This is a genomic window from Microbacterium sp. DWRC1-3 (assembly GCF_049896645.1).
Lineage (GTDB): Bacteria > Actinomycetota > Actinomycetes > Actinomycetales > Microbacteriaceae > Microbacterium > Microbacterium maritypicum.
On the sequence record NZ_JAFCUS010000001.1, the window covers coordinates 2273412 to 2292878 of the forward strand.

Here is a 19467-nt window from a genome sequence, read left to right on the forward strand (position 1 = left end):
GTCAGTTCCTCTCTGCGGCGAATGCCGCCCTGTCTTCCGCCGATGCGGCGAGCTTTCCGAATGTGCGGTCACCGACGACCTCGTCGCCGACGTAGACGTCGACGCCGCGCACGAGGGTGCGCTGGATGCGGGCGCTGATCGTGCGCCCGTCGTACGGGGTCCAGCCGATCTTCGACAGCACGCCGTCGTTCGTGATGGTCCACTCGTCGGCGAGGTCTGCGATGACGATGTCGGCATCCGCCCCGACCGTGAGGGAGCCCTTGACCCCCTCCAGGCCGAACTTGGCGGCGGGGATGTGAGCGACCATGTCGATCGCGCGCTGCAGGTCGAGCTCGCCCTTGTTCACGGCGTCGAGCATGAGCTCGTAGTAGTACTGGATGCCGGGGGTGCCGGTGTGTGAGCTCCACATCTGCGTCCACCCGACCTCCTTCTCCTCGCGCGTGTGCGGGGCGTGGTCGCTGGCGGCGATGTCGATCGTGCCGTCGCGCATGCCCTCCCAGACGGCGGCGCGGTTGTCGTCGGGCACCCAGTAGCTGAGCGCGTACGGGCCCAGCGTCTCGACGTCGTGCCAGGTCGACAGGAACGGCGCCCAGTGGTTGACCTCGCAGGTCACGTCGATGCCGTTCTGCTTCGCGCGACGCACGGCTTCGATCGAGCGCCGGGTCTGGATGTGCGCGATGTGCACCGGGCATCCGGAGGCCTCGGCGAGGCGCAGCACGACATCGATCGCCGTGTCCCAGATCACTCCCTCGCGGGCGGCGTAGGCGGAGGCGTAGCCCTCTGGGGTGTTCTCGCCCCGGGCGAGGTAGGCGCCCTCGATGTAGTCCATGAGCGCCTGGTCGTGCGGGTGCACGATGAAGCGTTTGCCGGTCTGGGCGATGTGATCCATGATCTCGAGCAGGTGCCCGTGGTTGTGGATGCCCGTGCCGGAGGGGTGCGGGTAGTCACGGCCCGTGTCGACGACCATGTAGATCTTGTACGCCCGGATGCCCATCTCGCTCATGCCGGCGATCTCGTCGAACTTGGTCGGCGCGGGGTTGTGGTTCCAGTCGACGATCGACGATTCCTCGTACCGCTGGAACACGTCGGTCAGGGTCGCGACGTCGGTGGTCGGAGGCTTGAGGTTCGGCATCCCGAACATCGTGGTGACGCCGCCGGCCGCGGCCTGCACGCTCGTCGTGTAGATGTCGTCCTTGTGCTCGTAGCCCGGTTCGCGGGTGTGCACGTGCACGTCGACCATGCCGGGGAGCACGAGCTTGCCCGCGGCGTCGATCGTGCGCGCGGCCGTGATCTCGGTGCCCGCGGCCACGATACCGGCGACCTTGCCGTCGGCGACGAGCAGGTCGGCGACGACCGGACCTGCGGGGGTGACGACGGTGCCGCCGGTGATCTTCAGTTCCACGCTCATCGCGCGACCTCCTGCTTCTGAACGGATTCGGTGGTGAGGGACTCGCCGATCGCGGGCGACGGCGACGAACGGTGGACGAGATGCGCGGGACGCACGTACCGGTCGAACCAGCCCACGATCACCGGGGTGGTCTGCTCCCAGTACGCGTCGTAGGCGGCGTAGTGGGTGGTGTGCCGCTGCATGATCAGCTGCTTCGGACCTCGCGCGGCCTCGTACAGCGCCTCGGCGTGATCGGTGGGCGTGGTCGCATCGCCCTCGACGCCGATCACGAGCAGCGGCGTGGTCAGACGAGCCGCCGCCTCGATGGGCCGGTAAGCGATGATGCCCTCGGCGCAGGCGAGCGGGACAGCGGTGGGGATGCGGTCATCGACGTCGGCCTTGATGGTCGTCGCTCGACGCTCGGCGGTGGGGATCATGATCTCCTCGCGCGGATGAACGATGCGCCCCTCCCCCGTGGCGACGCGCTGGCGGCGATCCTCCTCGAGCGACTTCTGGAAGTCGAGCCACTCGTACTCGCTGCGCATGCGGTGCAACCAGTCCTCGCCGTCGGCGACGGGCACCTGGCTGACGGCGGCCTTGATGCGCGGATCGGCGTCGGCGAGGAGCACCGCGTTCCCGCCTCCGGTGCCGCCGGTGCCGAAGACACCGATCGCGTCGGCGATCACGTCGTCGCGCGTGGTGAGGTAGGTCACGGCGTTCACCAGATCCTGCAGCTGCCAGGCCGGCGACAGGTAGCCGCGGTCACCCTCCGAGTCGCCGAAGCCGCGGTAGTCGATCACGAGCACGGCGAAGCCGGCGGCGACGAGGGCCTCGTGATAGCGGACGTAGAGCTTGGCGTCCTTGAGCCCGAGCCAACCGGGACCCTGCACGATCGCGCGGTACGGACCCTCGTGATCGGGGGTGCGCCACACGGCGGAGATGCGCTGACCCTCGCTGAAGTACGAGACGGGTGTGGTCTGCATGGGTTCCTCTCGGCTGAACGCGGCGTCGCGATCGGCGATGTGCGCCGCTGCGGTGGGGCTTTCCCCATCTTCACCCATTTTGGATCCAGAATCCAGTATTGATTTGGATCCAGTATCCGCGATACCATGACCGCATCACGTCGGCCCGATTGGCCGACGCCGGTGGTCCCGACCTGGACTGCGAACGCGCTCTCTCTTGCGCCCTTCCCCTTCCTCGTCTTCCGGGAGAACCATGCCTGCCACCGCCCGCGCCCTCGGCGCCGCCCCCGTCCTCGCCCTCCTCCTCGCCGCCGGATTGAGCGGATGCGCCGGTGCGCCGGCAGCTCCCGCCGCTGCCGCCGATCCGAAACCCGTCGTGGTCGACAACTGCGGGACCGAGGTCTCGCTCGATTCCACGCCGCAACGAATCCTCACCGTCAAGTCATCGACCCTCGAGCTCGCGCTGGCCCTCGGGGCGGGAGATCGGATCATCGGCTCCGCCTTCTCCGACGGCCCCCTGCCGGAAGATCTCGCGGCAGACGCCGAGGACATCCCCGTCGTCTCCGACAAGGTGCCGTCGAAAGAGGCCGTGCTCGAACTCGAACCCGATCTGGTGTTCGCCGGGTGGGAGTCGAACTTCTCGGTCGACGGCGCCGGCGAGCGCGCCGACCTGCACAAGCTCGGCATCACCACCTACGTCGCCCCCGCCGCCTGCAAAGCCGCCGGATACATGCCGGACCCGCTCACGTTCGACACCGTCTTCGACGGCTTCGCAGAAGCGGGCGAGCTGCTCGGCAAGGAAGAGGCGGCGGCCTCCCTGATCGCGCAGCAGCGCACGGAGCTCGCCGCGATCACTCCCGACGACCGCGGCCTCACGGCGCTGTGGTACTCGTCCGGCACCGACCAGCCCTTCGTGGGCGCAGGCATCGGTGCGCCCGAGATGATCATGTCTGCGGCCGGGCTCGAGAACGTGTTCGCTGACGTGCACGACACCTGGACATCGAGCTCCTGGGAGCTGATCGCCGAGGCTGACCCCGACGTGATCGTCCTGGTGGACGCCGCATGGAACACCGCCGCCTCCAAGATCGCGCTGCTCACCTCGAACCCCGTGACCGCGCAGCTCGACGCGGTGCGCAGCGAGCGGTTCGTGATCGTCGACTTCCCCTCGACCGAGGCCGGCATCCGCAACGTCGACGCCGTGCAGGCCATCGTGGCGCAGCTCGGAGAGCAGTGAGCGTCGCGGTTCCGCTGCGCACGGCGATCCCGGCCACCCCGGCATCCGCCCCTCGCCCGCGCCGCCGCACGGTCTCCGCGATCGCGGTGCTGCTGTTCGCCCTGGTCGGCAGCGTGGTCGCGGCGGTCGCGATCGGGCCGGCCGACATCACCCCGACCGAGCTCGTGGCGAGCGTGTGGTCGCACCTGACCGGGTCCGCCAGCGGGCTCACCCCCATCCGCGACGCGATCATCTGGGAAGGACGGGTGCCCCGCGTGCTCACGGCTGCCGCCGTCGGAGGCGGCCTGGCCCTGTGCGGCGCCGTGATGCAGGCCCTCACCCGCAACCCTCTCGCCGACCCCTACCTGCTCGGCCTGTCGTCGGGCGCGTCGACGGGCGCCGTCATCGTCATCGTGCTGGGGGCCGCGGTGGCGCTGCCGTTCGCGGCCTTCGCCGGTGCGCTGCTGGCCCTCGCATTGACGCTCGGTCTCGCCCGCGCGGCCGGCTCCGCGGGCTCGACCGCGGTGGTGCTCGCAGGCCTCGCCGTGTCGGCCGTGCTGGCCGCCCTGACGAGCCTGGTGATCTTCTGGAGCGCGACGAACGACAGCTATCGCGAGATCCTCAGCTGGCTGCTGGGCTCGCTCGGCGGTGCGGGCTGGGCGGAAGCCGCTCTCGCCGGCGCTGCCGTGGCCGTGTGCGCCATCCCGCTGCTGGCTTCGGCGCGGCCCCTGGACAGTCTCGTGCTTGGCGACACCGCGGCCGAGGCACTGGGCGTTCCCGTCACCCGGGTGCGGGTGCTGCTGTTCGTGTGCACCGCGCTGCTGACCGGAGCGCTCGTCGCGGTGAGCGGGTCGATCGGCTTCGTCGGGCTGATCCTCCCCCACGCCGTGCGCGCGGTGGTCGGGGCCCGGCATCGCGCGCTGCTGCCGGTGTCGCTCCTCGCCGGCGCCGTGTTCCTCATCTGGGCCGACACCATCGCGCGCACGGTGTTCGAGCCGCGTGAGCTTCCGGTCGGGATCGTCACCGCTCTGATCGGCGGGCCGGTGTTCGCCGTGCTGATGCTGCGCATGCGGAAGAGCCGCCCATGACCGCCGTGCGCGAGGACGGACTCGACGCCCGCCGCATCCGTTTCGGGCACGGCGGTCGGATCCTGTTCGACGATATGCACATCACCGCTCCCGGCGGTTCGGTGACAGCCCTGCTCGGTCCCAACGGCTCGGGCAAGAGCACGATGCTGCGCCTGATCGCCGGCACCCTGCGCGGCGAGGTCGAGACCCTCGCGCTCGACGGCGACTCACTGACGGTGATGCGGCGTCGTGAGCGCGCTCAGCGCGTGGCCCTCGTGGAGCAGGAGTGGTCGGCCGCCGAGGGCATGACCGGACGCGACATCGTGGGGCTCGGCCTGCTCCCGCACCGCGGGTGGCTGTCGTTCGACGGCGCGGAGGCGGACGCCGCGGCCACCGATGCGGCGATGCTCCGCGCCGGTGCACTCGAGTTCGCGGATCGTGATGCGGCGACCCTGTCCGGCGGTGAGCGCCAGAGGGTGAACCTCGCGCGGGCCCTGGCCCAGAGGCCGACCCTGCTGCTGTGCGACGAACCCACGAATCACCTCGACATCCGGGCGCAGCTGGACGCACTCGTGCTTCTCGACCTCCTCGCGCGCGACGGCATGACGGTGCTGGCCGCACTCCACGACCTCAACCACGCCGCGGCCTTCGCCGACCGGGTCGTGGTGATCGCCGACGGCCACGTGCAGGCCGCAGGTTCCCCGCAGAGCGTGCTGACGCGCGAGCTCATCGCCCGCGTCTGGCGCGTCGACGCCGAGGTGCTGTCACGCCCTGGCAGCGACCGCCCGCTGATCGTGTTCGACGCGGAGCACGCACTCGCACGCTGATCGGAAACGTACGGCCGCAGCCTCAGCCGGCCTCGGCGGAGGCGAACTGCGGGACGACGACGAATGAGCCCAGTCGGTGCGCGAGCGCTTCCGCCTCGGCCTCCTGATCCGCCTGCTGATCCGCCTCCTGCGGAGAATCGGCGAACGCGGCGGATCCGGCACCCCCGCCCACTCCCGCCAGAACACAGGCCTGCGCGGGCTTTCGAAGCTGGTCGAAAGTCATGGGCAGGCTCTCGCAACGCGCATGTCCGCACAGCAGATGCGCGAGCTCGTGGATCACCACGTGCAGGCGGAACCACTGAGGATCGGCCCGGCGTACCGGGATCCTCGCCCGGTCACCGTCGAGGAGAACGAAGCGCGGGACCGCGTGCCATTCCTCCTCGTTCAGCACCTCGACCTCGATGTCCAGTCTCAGCAGGGCGGACGCTCGTTCCAGGATGCACTGCACACTCGTGCCGCACTCGACCTCCAGCTCTTCGAAGAGTCGATCCACTCGACTTCGACCACTCACGATTCCCTCACCCCTCGCAAAGCCCGGCCCCCTTTCGGCCGGACAACCCTCACAGTGAAGAGACGAAGGTGAGGGCCCAGTCATTACGCCGAAACTCTGAGAACTTTCGGCCAGTCTTTTCGCGCCTCGGACTACGACTTTTGGGTCAGATCGTGCACAGCGAGGCCGTTCGAGGCCGAATCGACCGCGAACGGGGCAGTGGTGGCCGAGTCGAGCGTTGCCGAGTCGAGCGCTGCGGAGTCGAACGCTGCGGCGGCGAGAGCGACGGCACCGTCGAGGTCGCGCATCCACAGGGGATGCACCGGCGCACGCAGACCGGTCGACTCGAGACCGTCGGCAAGAGATGCGTCCTCCTCGGCGAGGAGCCAGGTGTCGAGCAGTCCGCCCCTCGCGCGCGCACCGTAATGGCGTCCCACCGCATCCGCGGTCGCGGCAAGACCGACGGCCGCGAGGCAGGCGTCGGCCATGCCGCGCACCGGAGCACCGGCGATGATCGGCGATACCCCGACCACGGCGGCGAAAGCGGTGCGGACGGCATCGGCGATGCCGGGAACGGCGAGGATCGGCCCGAGCGAGACCACGGGATTCGAGGGGGCGAACAGGATGACGTCCGCCGCGGCCAGCGCCTCGCGCACACCGGGTGCCGGTTCGGCATGCGCGATGCCCGGCCAGTCGAACCCGTGCGCGGGAAGGGCAGCCCGGTGCCGGGTCCACCACTCCTGGAAGTGCATCCGCCCCTGGTCGGTGGTGACGTGGGTGTCGACCTCCGCATCCGTCATGGGCAGCAGCCGCACCCCGAGCGGCCACCGGGACGCGAGGCGGTCGACCACCTCGGTCACCGTGGCGCCATCGCGAAGCCAGCCCGTGCGGGCGATGTGCGCACCCAGGTCGAGGTCGCCGAGCGTGAACCACGGCCAGCCGGCGCCCCACGCGTGCAACTCGGCGGCGACGCGTTCGCTCTCCCCCGCCCTGCCCCAGCCGCGTTCGGTGTCGTTGACGGCGGCGAGCGCGTAGATCATCGAGTCGACGTCGGGTTGCAGCCGCAGGCCGCTGAGCCACAGGTCGTCGCCGGTGTTGGCGATCACGGTGATCTCGGCGCGCGTTCCTCCCGCCGTGTCGGGCCACCGTCGCCGTGCGGTCTCGCGCACCCCGACCACGAACTTCGACCCGCCGACGCCGCCGGCGAGCACGACGATGCGCGGGGCGCGGGCGGTGTCGGCGGAGACGCCGGTCATGAGGCGAGCACCAGCGGTCGGTCCACGAGCGCCGCCGTGCGCGGGCCCAGGCCGGCACGGCGGGCGGCTCGGAGATGCTCGGCGTGATCGAGGTCGCGTCGGAGGCCGCTCAACACGGGGAACCCGACCTCGGTGAACCCGGCCGCACGATGCGCGGAGGCCGAATCGGCACCGAAGCAGGGGGTGAGGTCGAAGCCCGCCCGCGCCGTGGCGAGCACGGTGCCGGTTCCTTCGGCATCGGGGACGAACGCGCGAGAGTGCGACGAGGCGAACGCGAGCGCCCTGGCCAGTTCGTCCGGACGCAGTGCCGGCAGGTCGCCGAGCATCACGGCACGCGGGCGCATGTCGGGTGCTGCGTTCACGCCGAGCCCGATCGCCGCGGTCAGCCCTTCGCCGCGGTCGCGCACCAGGCGCACCCGCGGCAGGAGGCGCAGAGAGGTAGCCGTGACCTCGTCGCTCGTGACGACGATGACCTCGGCGACACGCTCGCACGCCGCGGCGGCTTCGACCGTGTCGAGCGCGATCGCCCGGGCGAGCGGTTCGCGATCTACGCCGGGGATCCGCAGCCGCGACTTGCCGATCTCGGCGCGCTTGACCGGGATCACCACGACCCACTCGCGCGCGGGCGCTCCCGGTAGCGGCACCCCGATTCCCGAACCGCGGATCATGTCACCCTCCTCAGCCGCGAAGCCCGGCGGCGGTGTCGCGCAGCCGCGGTGCGATGTCGCGCTCGAAGAGCTGCAGGAAGCGGCGCTGGTCGTGACCCGGCGCGTGGAAGACGAGGTGGTTGAAGCCCCAGTCGATGTACTGCTGAATCTCGGCGGCCACGGCATCCGGGTCGTTCCCGACGATCCAGCGCTTCGCGATCGTCTCCAGCGGCAGCGCGTCGGCGGCCTTCTCCATCTCGACCGGGTCGGTGATGTCGTGCTTCTGCTCCTTTGACAGCGACAGCGGAGACCAGAAGCGGGTGTTCTCCAGCGCCGCCTCGCGGGTCTCCTCGTACGACAGCTTGATCTCGATCATCCGGTCGTAGGTATCGAACGAGCGCTCGGACTGCTCGAGCCCCTCCTTCACCGCGGGCAGCAGCTGGTCGACGTAGAGCTCCTGACCCTTCCCCGACGTGCAGATGAAACCGTCGCCCGCACGGCCGGCGTAGCGCGCCACCATCGGTCCGCCCGCGGCGATGTAGATGGGGATGCCGCCCTCGGGCCGGTCGTAGATCGAAGCGTCGTGCGTCGAGTAGTACTCGCCGTCGAAGTTCACCCGGTCGCCCGACCACAGTGCCCGCATCAGCCGCACCGATTCGCGCAGCCGCGCATAGCGCTCCTTGAACTCCGGCCATTCCTGCTCCCCCGCGCCCTGGAATCCGGTGGCGATCTCGTTCAGCGCCTCACCCGAGCCGACGCCGAGGATGATGCGGTCCTGATACAGGCAGCCCAGGCTCGCGAACGCCTGCGCGAGAACGGCCGGGTTGTAGCGGAAGGTCGGGGTGAGCACCGAGGTACCGATGCGGATGCTCGACGTGCGCTCTCCGACCGCCGCCATCCAGGTGAGCGAGAACGGCGCATGCCCGCCGGTGTGCCGCCAGGGCTGGAAGTGGTCGCTCGCGAACACGGACTGCATGCCGTGCGCCTCTGCCGCGACCGAGATCTCGACGAGCTCCCGCGGGTCGAACTGCTCCGCGCTGGCCTTGTATCCGAGGGTCAGTGTCATGTCGCATCCTTCTGTTCGGGTTCCTGCTGTTCGTGTGCGCGGAGGTCCGCCAATGCCGCGGTGTATCCGTCGCGGTATCCCTGATCGAGCGCTTCGGCGGTTCCCAGCCAGAAGAGGTCCCGCTCCGAGCCGCGCACGATGCTCGACGCACCGGGGAGGGTGAGGGGTCCGACGAGATCGTCACGCCCGCGCACCACGGCGACCGGATTGCCGCTGGCCTTGCCCTTGACGAGGTCTGCGGCGGCGGCGAGCTCGTCGGCGACACAGGGGGTCGTGACGCTGAGCACCTTGCCCGCCTGGTCGGTGGTGCCGCGGAGGTCGGCGATCATGCGCACTCCCCCGCCGCCGATCGCCACGTCGGTCTGCCCTTCGCGCCAGGGACGGCCGAGGGTGTCGCTGAGGATCACACCCACCTCGGCACCCGTCACCGCGCGCAGCCCCGCGGCGAGCGCACGGGCCGAACCGTCGGGGTCTTCGGGCAGCAGCAGCACCCAGCCGTCGGGGGTGTTGCTGGCGTCGACGCCCGCAGCCGCGGCGACCATGCCGAGGCGGTTCTCGACGATGCGCATGGTGTGCCCGTCGAACGTGCGGGAGGCGACGAGGCGCACGGTCTCGGCGGTGATCGCCTCCTCACGGTCGGCGGCCTGCACGTAACGACCCTCGGCCTTGGAGACGATCTTCGAGGTGACGACGAGGATGTCGCCGTGGGCGAGCTCGACGCCGGTCGCGAGGATCAGCGCCACGAGGTCGTCCCCCGGCTGCACCTCGCCCATGCCGGTGAGGGCGAAGACGGTGATCGCGGGGGCGCTCATGCGTGCACCTTCGGCAGCACGTCGCGGCCGAAGACCTCGACGAACTCCCGCTGGTCGGCCCCGACGTTGTGCAGGTAGATGCGGGTGAAGCCGAGGTCGGCATAGCGCTGGATCTGCGCGCGGTGCACGTCGGGGTCGGCGGAGACGAGCATCGACGCGCGCATGTCGTCGGCCGTCACTCCGCGCACGAGCTGCTCGAAGTCGTACGGCGAGCGCACGTCGCCCCGGCGCATCCGGAGTCCGGCGATCGGCCATTCGGTGAGCGCGTTCGCGAGGGCCTGCTCCTCGGTCGGCGCCCAGGAGAGGCGCAGCTGGAGCACCTTCGGGAGAGCGTCGGGGTCATGGCCCGCCTCCCGTGCTCCTTCGGCGAACCGGGCGAGCAGCGGGTCCAGGCGCTCCACCTCGGCCGACGTCGTGATCAGGCCGTCGGCGTTCCGGCCGGCGCGACGCGCGGTGGCAGGGCCCGCGGTGGCGACGTAGACCGGCGGCGGGGTGGGCGGCATCGTCCAGAGCCGGGTCGACTCCATCCGGAAGTGCTCGCCGCGGTGCCGGGTGTCGCGACCGGCGAGCGAGGCGGTGAAGAGCTTGCGGATCAGGTCGACGGCTTCGAACATGCGGTCGATGCGCTCGGCGGGTTCGGGCCAGTAGTCGCCGACGATGTGCTCGTTCAGCGCCTCTCCCGATCCGACGCCGAGCCAGGCCCGCCCCGGGTAGAGCGTCGCCAGGGTCGCCGCGGCCTGCGCGACGACGGCAGGATGCGTGCGGAATCCCGGCGTCGTGACTCCGGGGCCGAGGTCGCCGGTGGTGTGCGCGCCGATCGCGCCGAGCATGGTCCACACGTGCGCGGCGTTGCGGTGGCGGGGAAGCCAGGGCTGGAAGTGGTCGGTGGCCATGATCCCGCGGAACCCGTGCGCCTCGGCGAGGACGCAGTTCTCGATCACGGCGGTCGGCTCGATCTGCTCGAGCATCGCGGCATACCCGATGTGCATGTCGGCCTCCTCACCTCTGCTGTTCCTATTGAATGGATACTGGATCCAAAAGTCAAGAGCGTCGCGGAGACGTGCCTTCGCGCCCGGTACGGGGCGCGAAGGCGCGACGCCGCTCAGCGCTTCTGCCGCTGCACCGCCAGGGTCACCGTCGCCGATTCTCCTGCCGGGACCGGAGGCGCGGCGAGGTCAGGGAGCCCCGCGGCGACGGGCTTGCGGGCCCGACCGATCGCTCGGCGAGAGAGCGCCCACTGCAGGCCGTAGCCGATCGCGAACACCATCAGCGTGAAGATCAGCGCCATCGCCGCTCCCTGATCCGGCGCATAGAGCTGCGCGGAGCGCGGGTTGATCATGGCGTAGATGTACATCGACAGCGGCCGCGACGACGGGGTCGCCAGGAACGCCGGGAGGGTGAACTCGTTGGTGCCCAGGATGAACATCTGGATCCACACGGCCATCACGGTGGGCATCAGCAGCGGCGCGATGATGCGGCGGAACCCCTCGAAGCGGCTGGCTCCACTGGTGAGGGCGGCCTCCTCCAGCTCGGGGCGGATCTGCAGCGTCGCACTGTACGACGAACGGTACGCGATCGACACCCGGTAGGAATAGGCGATCACGAGAGCGAGCAGCGTGCCCGCGATCGGGATGTAGGGGTTGATCACCATGAAGGTGAGGAACATCGCGAAGCCGGCGATGGTCGCGGGGATCGCGACCGACGACGAGGCGAACAGGTCCATGGCCTTCACCCACCCGGTCTTCTTGCTGCGGGCGATGCCATAGGCGAGCACGGTGGCGAACACCACCGCGATCGTGGCACTGCCGCCCGCGATGATGACCGTGCGCCCGAGCGACACCCAGAACTCCGGGTCGGCGAGCACCATGCCGAAGGCGCCGAAGTCGGTGCTGCCCAGCATCGCATCGATCGAGAATGCCACAGGGTACGGGGTGATCGCCGCCCACAGCAGGGCCAGCAGCGGGAGGATGCCGGTGAGCAGCACGAACACGGCGACCAGCAGCATGACCGGGATCTTCCACGGCCCCATGCGCATGGTCGACGGCCGGAAGCCCTTGCCCGACACCGACGCCCTTCGCTCGGCGTTGCGCGTGGCCCGCAGATAGATCGCGAAGGCGATTGTCGTGATCACGAGGAACACCAGTCCCCACGCGGCGGCCAGACCGTACTGGGGCAGCTCGCCCGCGTTGGAGCTGATGAGCGTCCAGAGTTTGAGGGCGAAGATGTCGCGCCCCGACTCCTGGCCGAACAGCAACGGCACCTCGAGGCTGCCGAGGCCCAGGATGAAGGTGAGCACGGTGACGCCGAGAAGGCCCGGCCAGAGCATCGGCAGCGTGACGCGCCGCAGGGTCTGCGGCCATGAGGCCCCGGACACCCGCGCCGACTCCTCGAGCGAGCCGTCCATGTTCGTCAGGATGGGCACGATCATCAGGTACGGGAACGTGACGTTCGTGAGCGCCTGGATGAAGATCATGGTCGGGAACGCGTAGGGATCGATCGGCACGTCGCTCGCGAAGGGCAGCAGTCGCAGCATCTGGTTGAGCACGCCCGACTCGGGCGACAGCATCAGCAGGTAGGCCTGCGCCTTCACGATCGGCGGGATGATGTACGGCACGATCACCAGCACCGAGATGAGGCGACGCCACGGGGCATCAGTGCGCACCGTGACCCAGGCGAGGCCGAACGCCATCAGGAGCGTGAGCAGCGTGGAGCCGCCCACGAAGGCGCCGGTCGCGCCGAGCACGCCCCAGAAGTCCTCGCGCAGCTGCCACAGGGTGACGAAGTTCTCGACACCCCATTTCGCCGACGAGACGCCGAAGGGCAGGAACGGACCACGGAACGCGGTGATCACCTGAACGATCAGCGGTACCGCGAGAAGGATGAAGATGACCGCGCCCGAGACGATCATCGCGATCGTCATCGTGGTGGGGCGCTTTCGCCCCGTGGTCCGTCCTGCCTTGAACATCGTTATCCGTTCAGCGCCTTGTCGGCGGCGTTGATCATGGCCTGCCAGTCGTCACGAGTGGCCTGCGTCTCGGTCTCGGCGCCGTTCTCGAGGCCGAGCAGCAGTGCGTCGGAGTTCGTCTTCATGAGCCCGGTGGACTCGGCGAACGTCGCGGCGGGGAGACCGGCGAACGGCACCTGGGTGCTGGCGAAGCGCTCGTCCGTCATACGGAGCGTGATCCAGTCGGGGTCGAACGCGTTCCACAGGGTCCACAGCGCCGCACCCGGCTTGTTCTTCGCGTCGGAGTTGACGCCGGAGAACTGCGCCCAGACCCCCGCGTGCTCGAACGGCGAGACCTGCAGCGCGGGGTTCGGGTTGAACAGCGTCTGGTTCAGCGCGATCGGCACGTCCCCACTCGACAGCGGAGCCCCCTGGTCCTCCAGCAGCTTCAGGTTGCCCGACGACATGAGGTCACCGATCAACGAGACCATCTTGTCTTCGCCCTCGGCCATGCCGTACCCGGCGAAGACCACCGCGTTGTAGCCGGCGACCGACACCTTGTCCTTGTACTCGGGGGCGAGCAGCCCGTCGAGAGTCTCAGGGACGGTGGTCACCTTGTCGGTGTTGTACTGGATCAGAGTGCCGTTGATGCTGTCGGGCATGAGCTCGGGGGCGCCGATGGTGAGGTACTCCTCCGGCACGCCGAAGCTCGCCCAGTCGACCTTCTCCCAGAAGCCCTCGTCGTACATCGCCGCCATCGAGGTGATCGAGCCGGACACCACGTCGGTGTTGCGCGAGCCCGTGGCCTTGGCCGAGATGATCGCCGACGACAGGTTGTAGGTCAGACCCCTGGTCTCGACCTTGATGTCGGGGAAGCGCTTGTTGAACTGCTCGATCACGTCGGGCGACAGCTCGTACCAGTCCCAGATGACCAGGGTGCCGCCGTCGGCCTTCTTCGCCTCTTCGTAGAGGGCGTCGAGCTGCTTGTCGATCTCGGGCCAGTAGTCGTCGTAGAAGTTCTCGCAGCGGGTGATCGCCCCGATCTCGACGGCGTCGCAGGCGGCCGAGGCGGCGTCGCCCTCGAGTGCGCTGTCACCTCCGGCGGCCTCGCTCTGTGTGCCGCATCCGGTCAGGGCGAGCGCGAAGACCGCCGTGACGGCGACTGCTCCCAGTGTTCTCTTCATGATCTGAATGTCCTCTCTGACATCAGGTGTGTGATTGCGGGTGTTGTGCGGGTAGCGGGTGTGGTGCGGGTTGCGTCAGGCGCCCAGCACGCGGCAGGCGTGCGGGACCAGTTCGAGGAAGACCCTGCCGCCCTCGGGGGGTGTCTGAAGCGGTGCGCCCCGACCGACGATCGTGGCGACGGGCTCGCCGTCGGTGAGCACCTCGGCCTCGTACTCGACGATCTCGCCGAGGAACTCCACCCGCACGATGCGTACGGGAATGACATTCGGGCGTTCGACGTCGGTCTCATGCCAGCGCACGGTCTCCGGGCGGAAGGTGAGCGTGACCTGGTCGCCCGCCGAGACGTCGTCGGGTACAGGCGTGTGCAGCCGCGTGCCGAGCGCCTCGACGACCGCGTCGCCCGCGCCGTCGCGGTCGATCACCACGGCGGGGATCATGTTCGCGCGGCCCACGAAGTCGGCCACGAACCGGTCGGCCGGCTGGTCGTAGAGCTCTCGGGGCGACGCCTCCTGCACGATGCGTCCGCCGTTCATGACCGCCACCCGGTCCGACATCGACAGCGCCTCGGACTGGTCGTGCGTGACGTACAGGGCACTGATGCCGAGGGTGCGCTGCAGGCTCCGCAGCTCGTTGCGCATGGTGTCGCGCAGCTTGGCGTCGAGGTTCGACAGCGGCTCGTCGAGCAGCAGCAGCCTCGGGCGATGAGCGAGTGCACGGGCGAGGGCGAGGCGCTGCTGCTGACCACCCGACAGCGCGGTGGCCGGCCGCTGCGCGAGGTGGTCGAGCTGCACCAGCTCCAGCGCCTCCATCGCCCGCTTGCGCGCCTCCTGCTTCGGAAGGCGGGAGCCTGCGACCTGCAGCGGGAAGATCGCGTTGGCGAAGACGGTCATGTGCGGCCAGATCGCGTAGTTCTGGAACACCATGCCGATGTCGCGCTTGTCGGGTGACACGTGCTCGGTACCGGTCGACAGCACGCCGCCGTCGAGCGAGATCACACCGCCGTTGCTCCGCTCGAGGCCGGCGACGCAGCGCAGCGTGGTGGTCTTGCCGCAGCCCGACGGGCCCAGGAGCGAGTAGAACATCCCGGGCTCGATCGTGAACGTGACGTCCTTGACGACAGGAACCGTCGCGCCGTCGAGCTCATAGTCCTTCTTCAGGGCGTCGACGACGAGTCGTCCGCCTCCAGAGCTCGCCCTCATCGGAGTCCTCTCGTCCTTCTTCGTTCTGGATGTTGGATCCACTGCGATCGCCGCCATCATCGTCCCTCTCTCACAACAGAGCCCACCGGTTGCGGGGTGGCGGGTGCGCCCCAAGGTCGCGGCTTCTCGAAGAACACCACGACGATCGCGCACACCGCGAAGGCGATGGCCGAGAGCAGGAGCGACTGCGACATGGCCGTGGCCAGTCCGCTGCCGTCCTTCGCCGACAGCGCGCTCCCGGGGTGGATCGCCCCTGGCACGAAACCGGTGATGTGCGCGGCGAGCGTCACGTTCATCAGCACGGCCAGCAGCGCCGAGCCGATCACGGACCCCATCTGCCTGGTCGTGGAGTAGACGCCGGATCCCGCACCCGCCTGCGTGTGCGGGAGGTTGCGCGTGGCCGTGGAGGCGAGCGGGCCGAACATGCCGGACACGCCGACCCCGAGCAGAGCGGAGGGGAGCAGCAGGAGCCAGAAGGGAGCATCGAGCGTCATCGTCGCCGCATACCAGGCCATGGCCGCAGCCGAGACGACGAAGGCCGCGAAGGTCACCCAGCGCGGACCGATCCGGTCGCTCAGCTTGCCGACGAACGGTCCGAGCACACCCGAGACGACCGCCATCGGCGCGAGCATCAGCGCCGCGAGTGTCGGGTCGAGGCCGCGGGCGACCTGGAAGTAGAAGGCGAGCGGAACCGGCATCGCCGTGATGCCGACACCGACGAGGAAGATCGTGGCGTTCGCGACCGAGAAGTTGCGGTCGCGGAAGAGACTGAGGGGCATCAGGGGCTCTGCACGATTGAAGCGCTGCCACACGACGAAGAGCACCAAGAGCACGGCGCCTGTGACGATGACGCCCCACACCGTGACCGGACCGAACATCACCCCCCAGTCGTAGACCTCGCCCTCCTGGATGCCGAACACCAGCAGGAACAGGCCGAGTCCGGACAGCGCGACGCCGATCCAGTCGAAGCGGTGCGGATGCCCCTCGAGATCCGGCACCAGACGCCAGGCGACGACGAAGGCGACGATCCCGACGGGCACGTTCACGAAGAAGATCCACTCCCAGCCCACCGTGTCGGTGAGCACGCCGCCGAGGATCGGCCCGACGAGCGTCGCCAATCCTCCGACCGCGCCCCACGCCCCCATGGCCTGACCACGACCACGCGGGGGGAAGACCCGCGCGATGATCGCCATGGTCTGCGGCGTCATCAGGGCGGCGCCGAAACCCTGCACGGCTCGGGCCGTGATGAGCATCTCGATGCTGCCGGCCAGGCCGCACGCGAGCGAGGCGAGGGTGAACAGCACGAGTCCGACGAGATAGACCCGCTTGGGGCCGAACCGGTCGCCGAGCCTGCCGGTCACCAGCAGGGGCACCGCGTAGGCGAGCAGGTAGGCGCTGGTGACCCAGATCACCGTGGTCAGGTCGGCGTCGAACGCCGCGAGGATGACCGGGTTGGCGATCGCCACGATCGTCGTGTCGACAAGGATCATGAAGAAGCCGATGCACAGCGCCCACAGGGCCGGCCAGGGCCTAACTGTCTGAGTCATGGATCGCTTTCGGGAGGGATCGTCAGGGGTCGGGAGCCGGTGTCCGTCCGCTCAGCCCCTTATGTGGAGGACGGACACCGGAGTTTCCGGGAAGGGGTCAGCTCTCGGCGGCGGGGATGCCGACGACGGGTTCACCCAGCAGCGGGGTCGAGACCGCGTAGATGCCGTGGTTGGCGAAGAGCCAGATCAGGTTGCGATCCCACTCGACGAAGATGCCGTGCACGGGGGCGGCGAGGTCGTCGTCGTCCTTGAGGCCGATCGGCGGCACGAAGTACGCACCGACCTTGGGGTTCTCCGGGTCGCGCACGTCGAAGATCTGCAGCCCCGCGGCGTAGAACGCGTAGGGGATGACTCCGCCGTGCGGCGTGCCCGTGTTCGTGAAGTAGCCCGAGCGCTTGGGACCGAACGATCCACGGCGCTGCGCCCAGTCGGTGAACGCGGCCTCGGCCGGCGGCGTCGGACGAGGGAGCGTGCGCACCACCCGCGGGTTCGCCGGGTCGCTCACGTCGATCTGGTAGATCTCCTTGGCCGGCTCGTAGCAGTCCGTGTTCATCGGGTAGCCCGAGACGTAGACGTAGCCCGTCTCCTCCACCTGGGTCGTGTCGACGTTGTCACCCTCGGTGCCGGCGACGCTCACCGGAAGATGGCACCAACCGACGTGGTGGATGTTCGCGGGGTCGGACACGTCGAGCACGAAGAAGCCCTGCCCACCCTGGGCGGCGTAGCCGTACTTCCACCCCGACTCGACCGAGCGCGGCAGGAAGATGCCCATGCGCGAGCCGAACCACGAGGTCTTGTTGTTCCAGCGCTCGTTGTCGGCGAGGTACTCGGAGTCCGCCTCCTCGCCGGCACGGGAACCGGGCACCCACCAGTTCGAGAGCAGCTCGGGCTTCGCCGGATCGGAGACGTCGTAGGCCGCGTGCCCCGCCGTCCACAGCGTGGTCTTGTACGGCTGGTTGGTGAAGGTGTTGTCGGGCGCGGTCGCCACGAAGAGGTACTTGTCGCCGTAGTAGACCGGCAGGTCGAGCACGCCGTTGCCCTCCTGGATCTCGTCCGGGCCGTGGTTCGGGTCGGTCGAGACCTCGGTGAGGAGGGTCCAGTCGCGCGGGCTCGGGCCGTTCATCTCCCAGGTGCGGAAGCCGCGCAGGCCCTCCCACTCCTTCAGCTGGCCCTCGACGGTGTCGTCGATCCACTTGTTGGCGACGCGCCCCTTGAGGAAGTACCGCGGGGTCTCGCTCGCCTGGATCGCGATGTGCTTTCCGAGCTTCTGATTCCACTGCACCGTGGTGGCGCCGAACTGCGGGCGGGGGTCGTCCCAGCCCCACTGCTCCTCGTCGACGATCGTCAGGTCGCGCGGGTCGGTGATGTCATAGAGCTTCCAGTGGTTGCCGCCGCCGTAGTGCAGCATGAGGCGCCGGCCGTCCCAGTCGTAGATGCACTGCCACGAGTGGCTGGTGTTCACCACGATCGGATAGAACGCCTCGGCGGTCGCGTTGAGCACGTAGGTCTCGGGGTCGCGGTAGTCGAGCTGCCCCGGCCAGTCGATGAAGACGTCGCGCGGGACGGACGGCGTGTGCGCCGGCGGCAGGAAGGTGCCGTCGGGCTGCATGCCCCAGCTGGAGGGATCGGGATCGGCCGGTTCACCCTCGACGCGCTGGAAATCCTCCGGACGGTATTTCTTCGCATCGGGCACGTAGGGAGAGCCGGCCATGTCGCCTCCATTGGCTGAATCGGGTGAGATCGTCACGACGTCGTGTCGTTCTCATCAGGTTCACCCTGTGGGAGCGATGCTGTCCAATATCCATACGGGTCAGAGCTATGACCGTTCAGGCATATCAGCCGGCGAAGCGCGGCTCCGTCTGCGCGTACTCGCGCTCGAGCTCCGCCAGGCGTGCGCCCTCTTCGCGCAGATGCGCCAGCAGGGCGGATGCCGCGGGCGAGGGGGCCCGGTCCTTCGGCACCGTCACGCCGACCGAACGGCGGATGGAGCTCAGCGGCGTGGGCAGGATCCGCAGCTCGCGGTCGTCGACGGCGATGAACATCGGCAGCGCCGCGATCACGTCGGTCGAGATCAGCAGGGTGCGCAGGGTCAGCATGGACGTGCACTCGACGCGGTCGGGCGGCAACGGGAGCCCCTCGTGGAAGAAGACGGCTTCGAGCTCGGCCCGCAGCGCCGTCTGGGCGACCGGGAAGATCCACGGATACGCGATCAGTTCCGCGAGGGAGTTCGCCTTGACGCCGCCGAGCACCGGATGCCCGGCCCGGGCGACCAGGCGGATCGGCTCCTGATGCAGTCGCTCCTGCTCGAGCCGCACCGGCACCGTGGGCGAGAGCCGTCCGACCGTGAGGTCGAGGTCGCCCGCGAGCAGCAGCTGCTGCAGGGTATCCGGTGTGCCCTCGCGCACCACGACGGTCAGCCGCGGGTGCTCGGCCTTCAACGCGGCGATGGCGCGCGGCAGCAGCAGGTTCGACCCCGCGAGGTGCGTGCCGACCGTGACCGTGCCCAGCTGCCCCGACTGCAGCAGCCGCACCTCCTCCCCCGCGGCGCGCAGCTCGGCGAGCACGGAGCGCGCACGCTCGATGAAGGAGTGCCCGTACTGCGTGGGCCTGACTCCGCGCGGCAGCCGTTCGAACAGCGGCACGCCCAGCACCTCCTCGACCTCGCGGAGTCCGCGGGTGACGACGGGCTGGGTGATGTGCAGCGATTCGGCGGCGCGCACCAGGGTGCCCTCGTCGGCGATGGCGGTGACGAGGACGAGGTGACGGATCTTGACCCGTCCGTCGAGCAGTCGATCGGTGACCATGATCCGGACTATAGCCGTACGGGCATGGCAATGCATCAAGAGAGTATTTGTCGGCATCCCT

Annotated in this window: 17 protein-coding genes; 3 read left to right on the forward strand and 14 right to left on the reverse strand. The window is 69.3% G+C overall.

Features of this window, described 5'->3' with window-relative positions; translation table 11 throughout:
• Position 1: 1 nt before the first annotated feature.
• Both ACP699_RS11055 and ACP699_RS11060 read right to left on the reverse strand, forming a co-directional pair.
• Complete coding sequence (locus ACP699_RS11055) at positions 2 to 1408, reverse strand: dihydroorotase (protein WP_426171123.1); 1407 nt, start codon at positions 1406 to 1408, stop codon at positions 2 to 4.
• On the reverse strand, positions 1405 to 2370 hold the full coding sequence (locus tag ACP699_RS11060) for an alpha/beta hydrolase (protein WP_082524346.1): 966 nt from the start codon (positions 2368 to 2370) through the stop codon (positions 1405 to 1407). The genes ACP699_RS11055 and ACP699_RS11060 overlap by 4 nt, the downstream gene beginning before the upstream one ends.
• A 232-nt stretch (positions 2371 to 2602) precedes the next feature.
• Between ACP699_RS11060 and ACP699_RS11065 the strand changes: the two genes are divergently transcribed.
• From ACP699_RS11065 to ACP699_RS11075, 3 genes are read left to right on the forward strand one after another with little or no spacing between them, the layout of a single operon-like run.
• A complete protein-coding gene (locus tag ACP699_RS11065) occupies positions 2603 to 3583 on the forward strand; it encodes a putative F420-0 ABC transporter substrate-binding protein (RefSeq protein WP_055875246.1) in 981 nt (326 codons plus the stop codon).
• On the forward strand, positions 3580 to 4650 hold the full coding sequence (locus ACP699_RS11070; protein WP_200935165.1) for a putative F420-0 ABC transporter permease subunit: 1071 nt from the start codon (positions 3580 to 3582) through the stop codon (positions 4648 to 4650). Before ACP699_RS11065 ends, ACP699_RS11070 begins: the two co-directional genes overlap by 4 nt.
• A complete protein-coding gene (locus tag ACP699_RS11075) occupies positions 4647 to 5456 on the forward strand; it encodes an ABC transporter ATP-binding protein (RefSeq protein ID WP_055875248.1) in 810 nt (269 codons plus the stop codon). Before ACP699_RS11070 ends, ACP699_RS11075 begins: the two co-directional genes overlap by 4 nt.
• 22 nt (positions 5457 to 5478) lie before the next feature.
• Here ACP699_RS11075 and ACP699_RS11080 read toward each other — a convergent pair whose 3' ends face one another.
• From ACP699_RS11080 to ACP699_RS11135, 12 genes are all read right to left on the reverse strand, one after another.
• Complete coding sequence (locus ACP699_RS11080; protein ID WP_055875251.1) at positions 5479 to 5949, reverse strand: hypothetical protein; 471 nt, start codon at positions 5947 to 5949, stop codon at positions 5479 to 5481.
• 149 nt (positions 5950 to 6098) lie between these two features.
• Entirely contained in the window at positions 6099 to 7202 is a 1104-nt protein-coding gene (gene cofD, locus ACP699_RS11085) for a 2-phospho-L-lactate transferase (RefSeq protein ID WP_426171127.1), read from the reverse strand.
• Complete coding sequence (cofC, locus tag ACP699_RS11090; protein WP_151487447.1) at positions 7199 to 7870, reverse strand: 2-phospho-L-lactate guanylyltransferase; 672 nt, start codon at positions 7868 to 7870, stop codon at positions 7199 to 7201. Before cofC ends, cofD begins: the two co-directional genes overlap by 4 nt.
• Before the next feature lie 10 nt (positions 7871 to 7880).
• Entirely contained in the window at positions 7881 to 8915 is a 1035-nt protein-coding gene (gene fgd / locus ACP699_RS11095; RefSeq protein WP_151487446.1) for a glucose-6-phosphate dehydrogenase (coenzyme-F420), read from the reverse strand.
• A complete protein-coding gene (cofE, locus tag ACP699_RS11100) occupies positions 8912 to 9727 on the reverse strand; it encodes a coenzyme F420-0:L-glutamate ligase (protein ID WP_426171130.1) in 816 nt (271 codons plus the stop codon). The genes fgd and cofE overlap by 4 nt, the downstream gene beginning before the upstream one ends.
• Entirely contained in the window at positions 9724 to 10716 is a 993-nt protein-coding gene (locus tag ACP699_RS11105) for a TIGR03557 family F420-dependent LLM class oxidoreductase (protein WP_426171132.1), read from the reverse strand. Before ACP699_RS11105 ends, cofE begins: the two co-directional genes overlap by 4 nt.
• A 113-nt stretch (positions 10717 to 10829) precedes the next feature.
• Positions 10830 to 12692 carry an ABC transporter permease gene (locus ACP699_RS11110; protein ID WP_288968666.1) on the reverse strand — a complete coding sequence of 621 codons (1863 nt, stop codon included), beginning with the start codon at positions 12690 to 12692 and terminating at the stop codon, positions 10830 to 10832.
• Between the two features lie 2 nt (positions 12693 to 12694).
• Positions 12695 to 13855 (reverse strand): ABC transporter substrate-binding protein, encoded by a 1161-nt coding sequence (locus tag ACP699_RS11115; protein WP_055875277.1) that lies wholly within the window; start codon positions 13853 to 13855, stop codon positions 12695 to 12697.
• 75 nt (positions 13856 to 13930) lie between these two features.
• On the reverse strand, positions 13931 to 15055 hold the full coding sequence (locus tag ACP699_RS11120) for an ABC transporter ATP-binding protein (protein ID WP_055875280.1): 1125 nt from the start codon (positions 15053 to 15055) through the stop codon (positions 13931 to 13933).
• Between the two features lie 56 nt (positions 15056 to 15111).
• On the reverse strand, positions 15112 to 16602 hold the full coding sequence (locus tag ACP699_RS11125) for a DHA2 family efflux MFS transporter permease subunit (protein WP_055875284.1): 1491 nt from the start codon (positions 16600 to 16602) through the stop codon (positions 15112 to 15114).
• Positions 16603 to 16699: 97 nt separating this feature from the next.
• The gene (locus ACP699_RS11130) at positions 16700 to 18313 is read right to left on the reverse strand and encodes an LVIVD repeat-containing protein (RefSeq protein WP_055875287.1); all 1614 of its coding nucleotides are present in this window, start codon (positions 18311 to 18313) and stop codon (positions 16700 to 16702) included.
• A gap of 124 nt (positions 18314 to 18437) precedes the next feature.
• Positions 18438 to 19406 (reverse strand): LysR substrate-binding domain-containing protein, encoded by a 969-nt coding sequence (locus ACP699_RS11135; RefSeq protein ID WP_055875290.1) that lies wholly within the window; start codon positions 19404 to 19406, stop codon positions 18438 to 18440.
• Between the last annotated feature and the right edge of the window lie 61 nt (positions 19407 to 19467).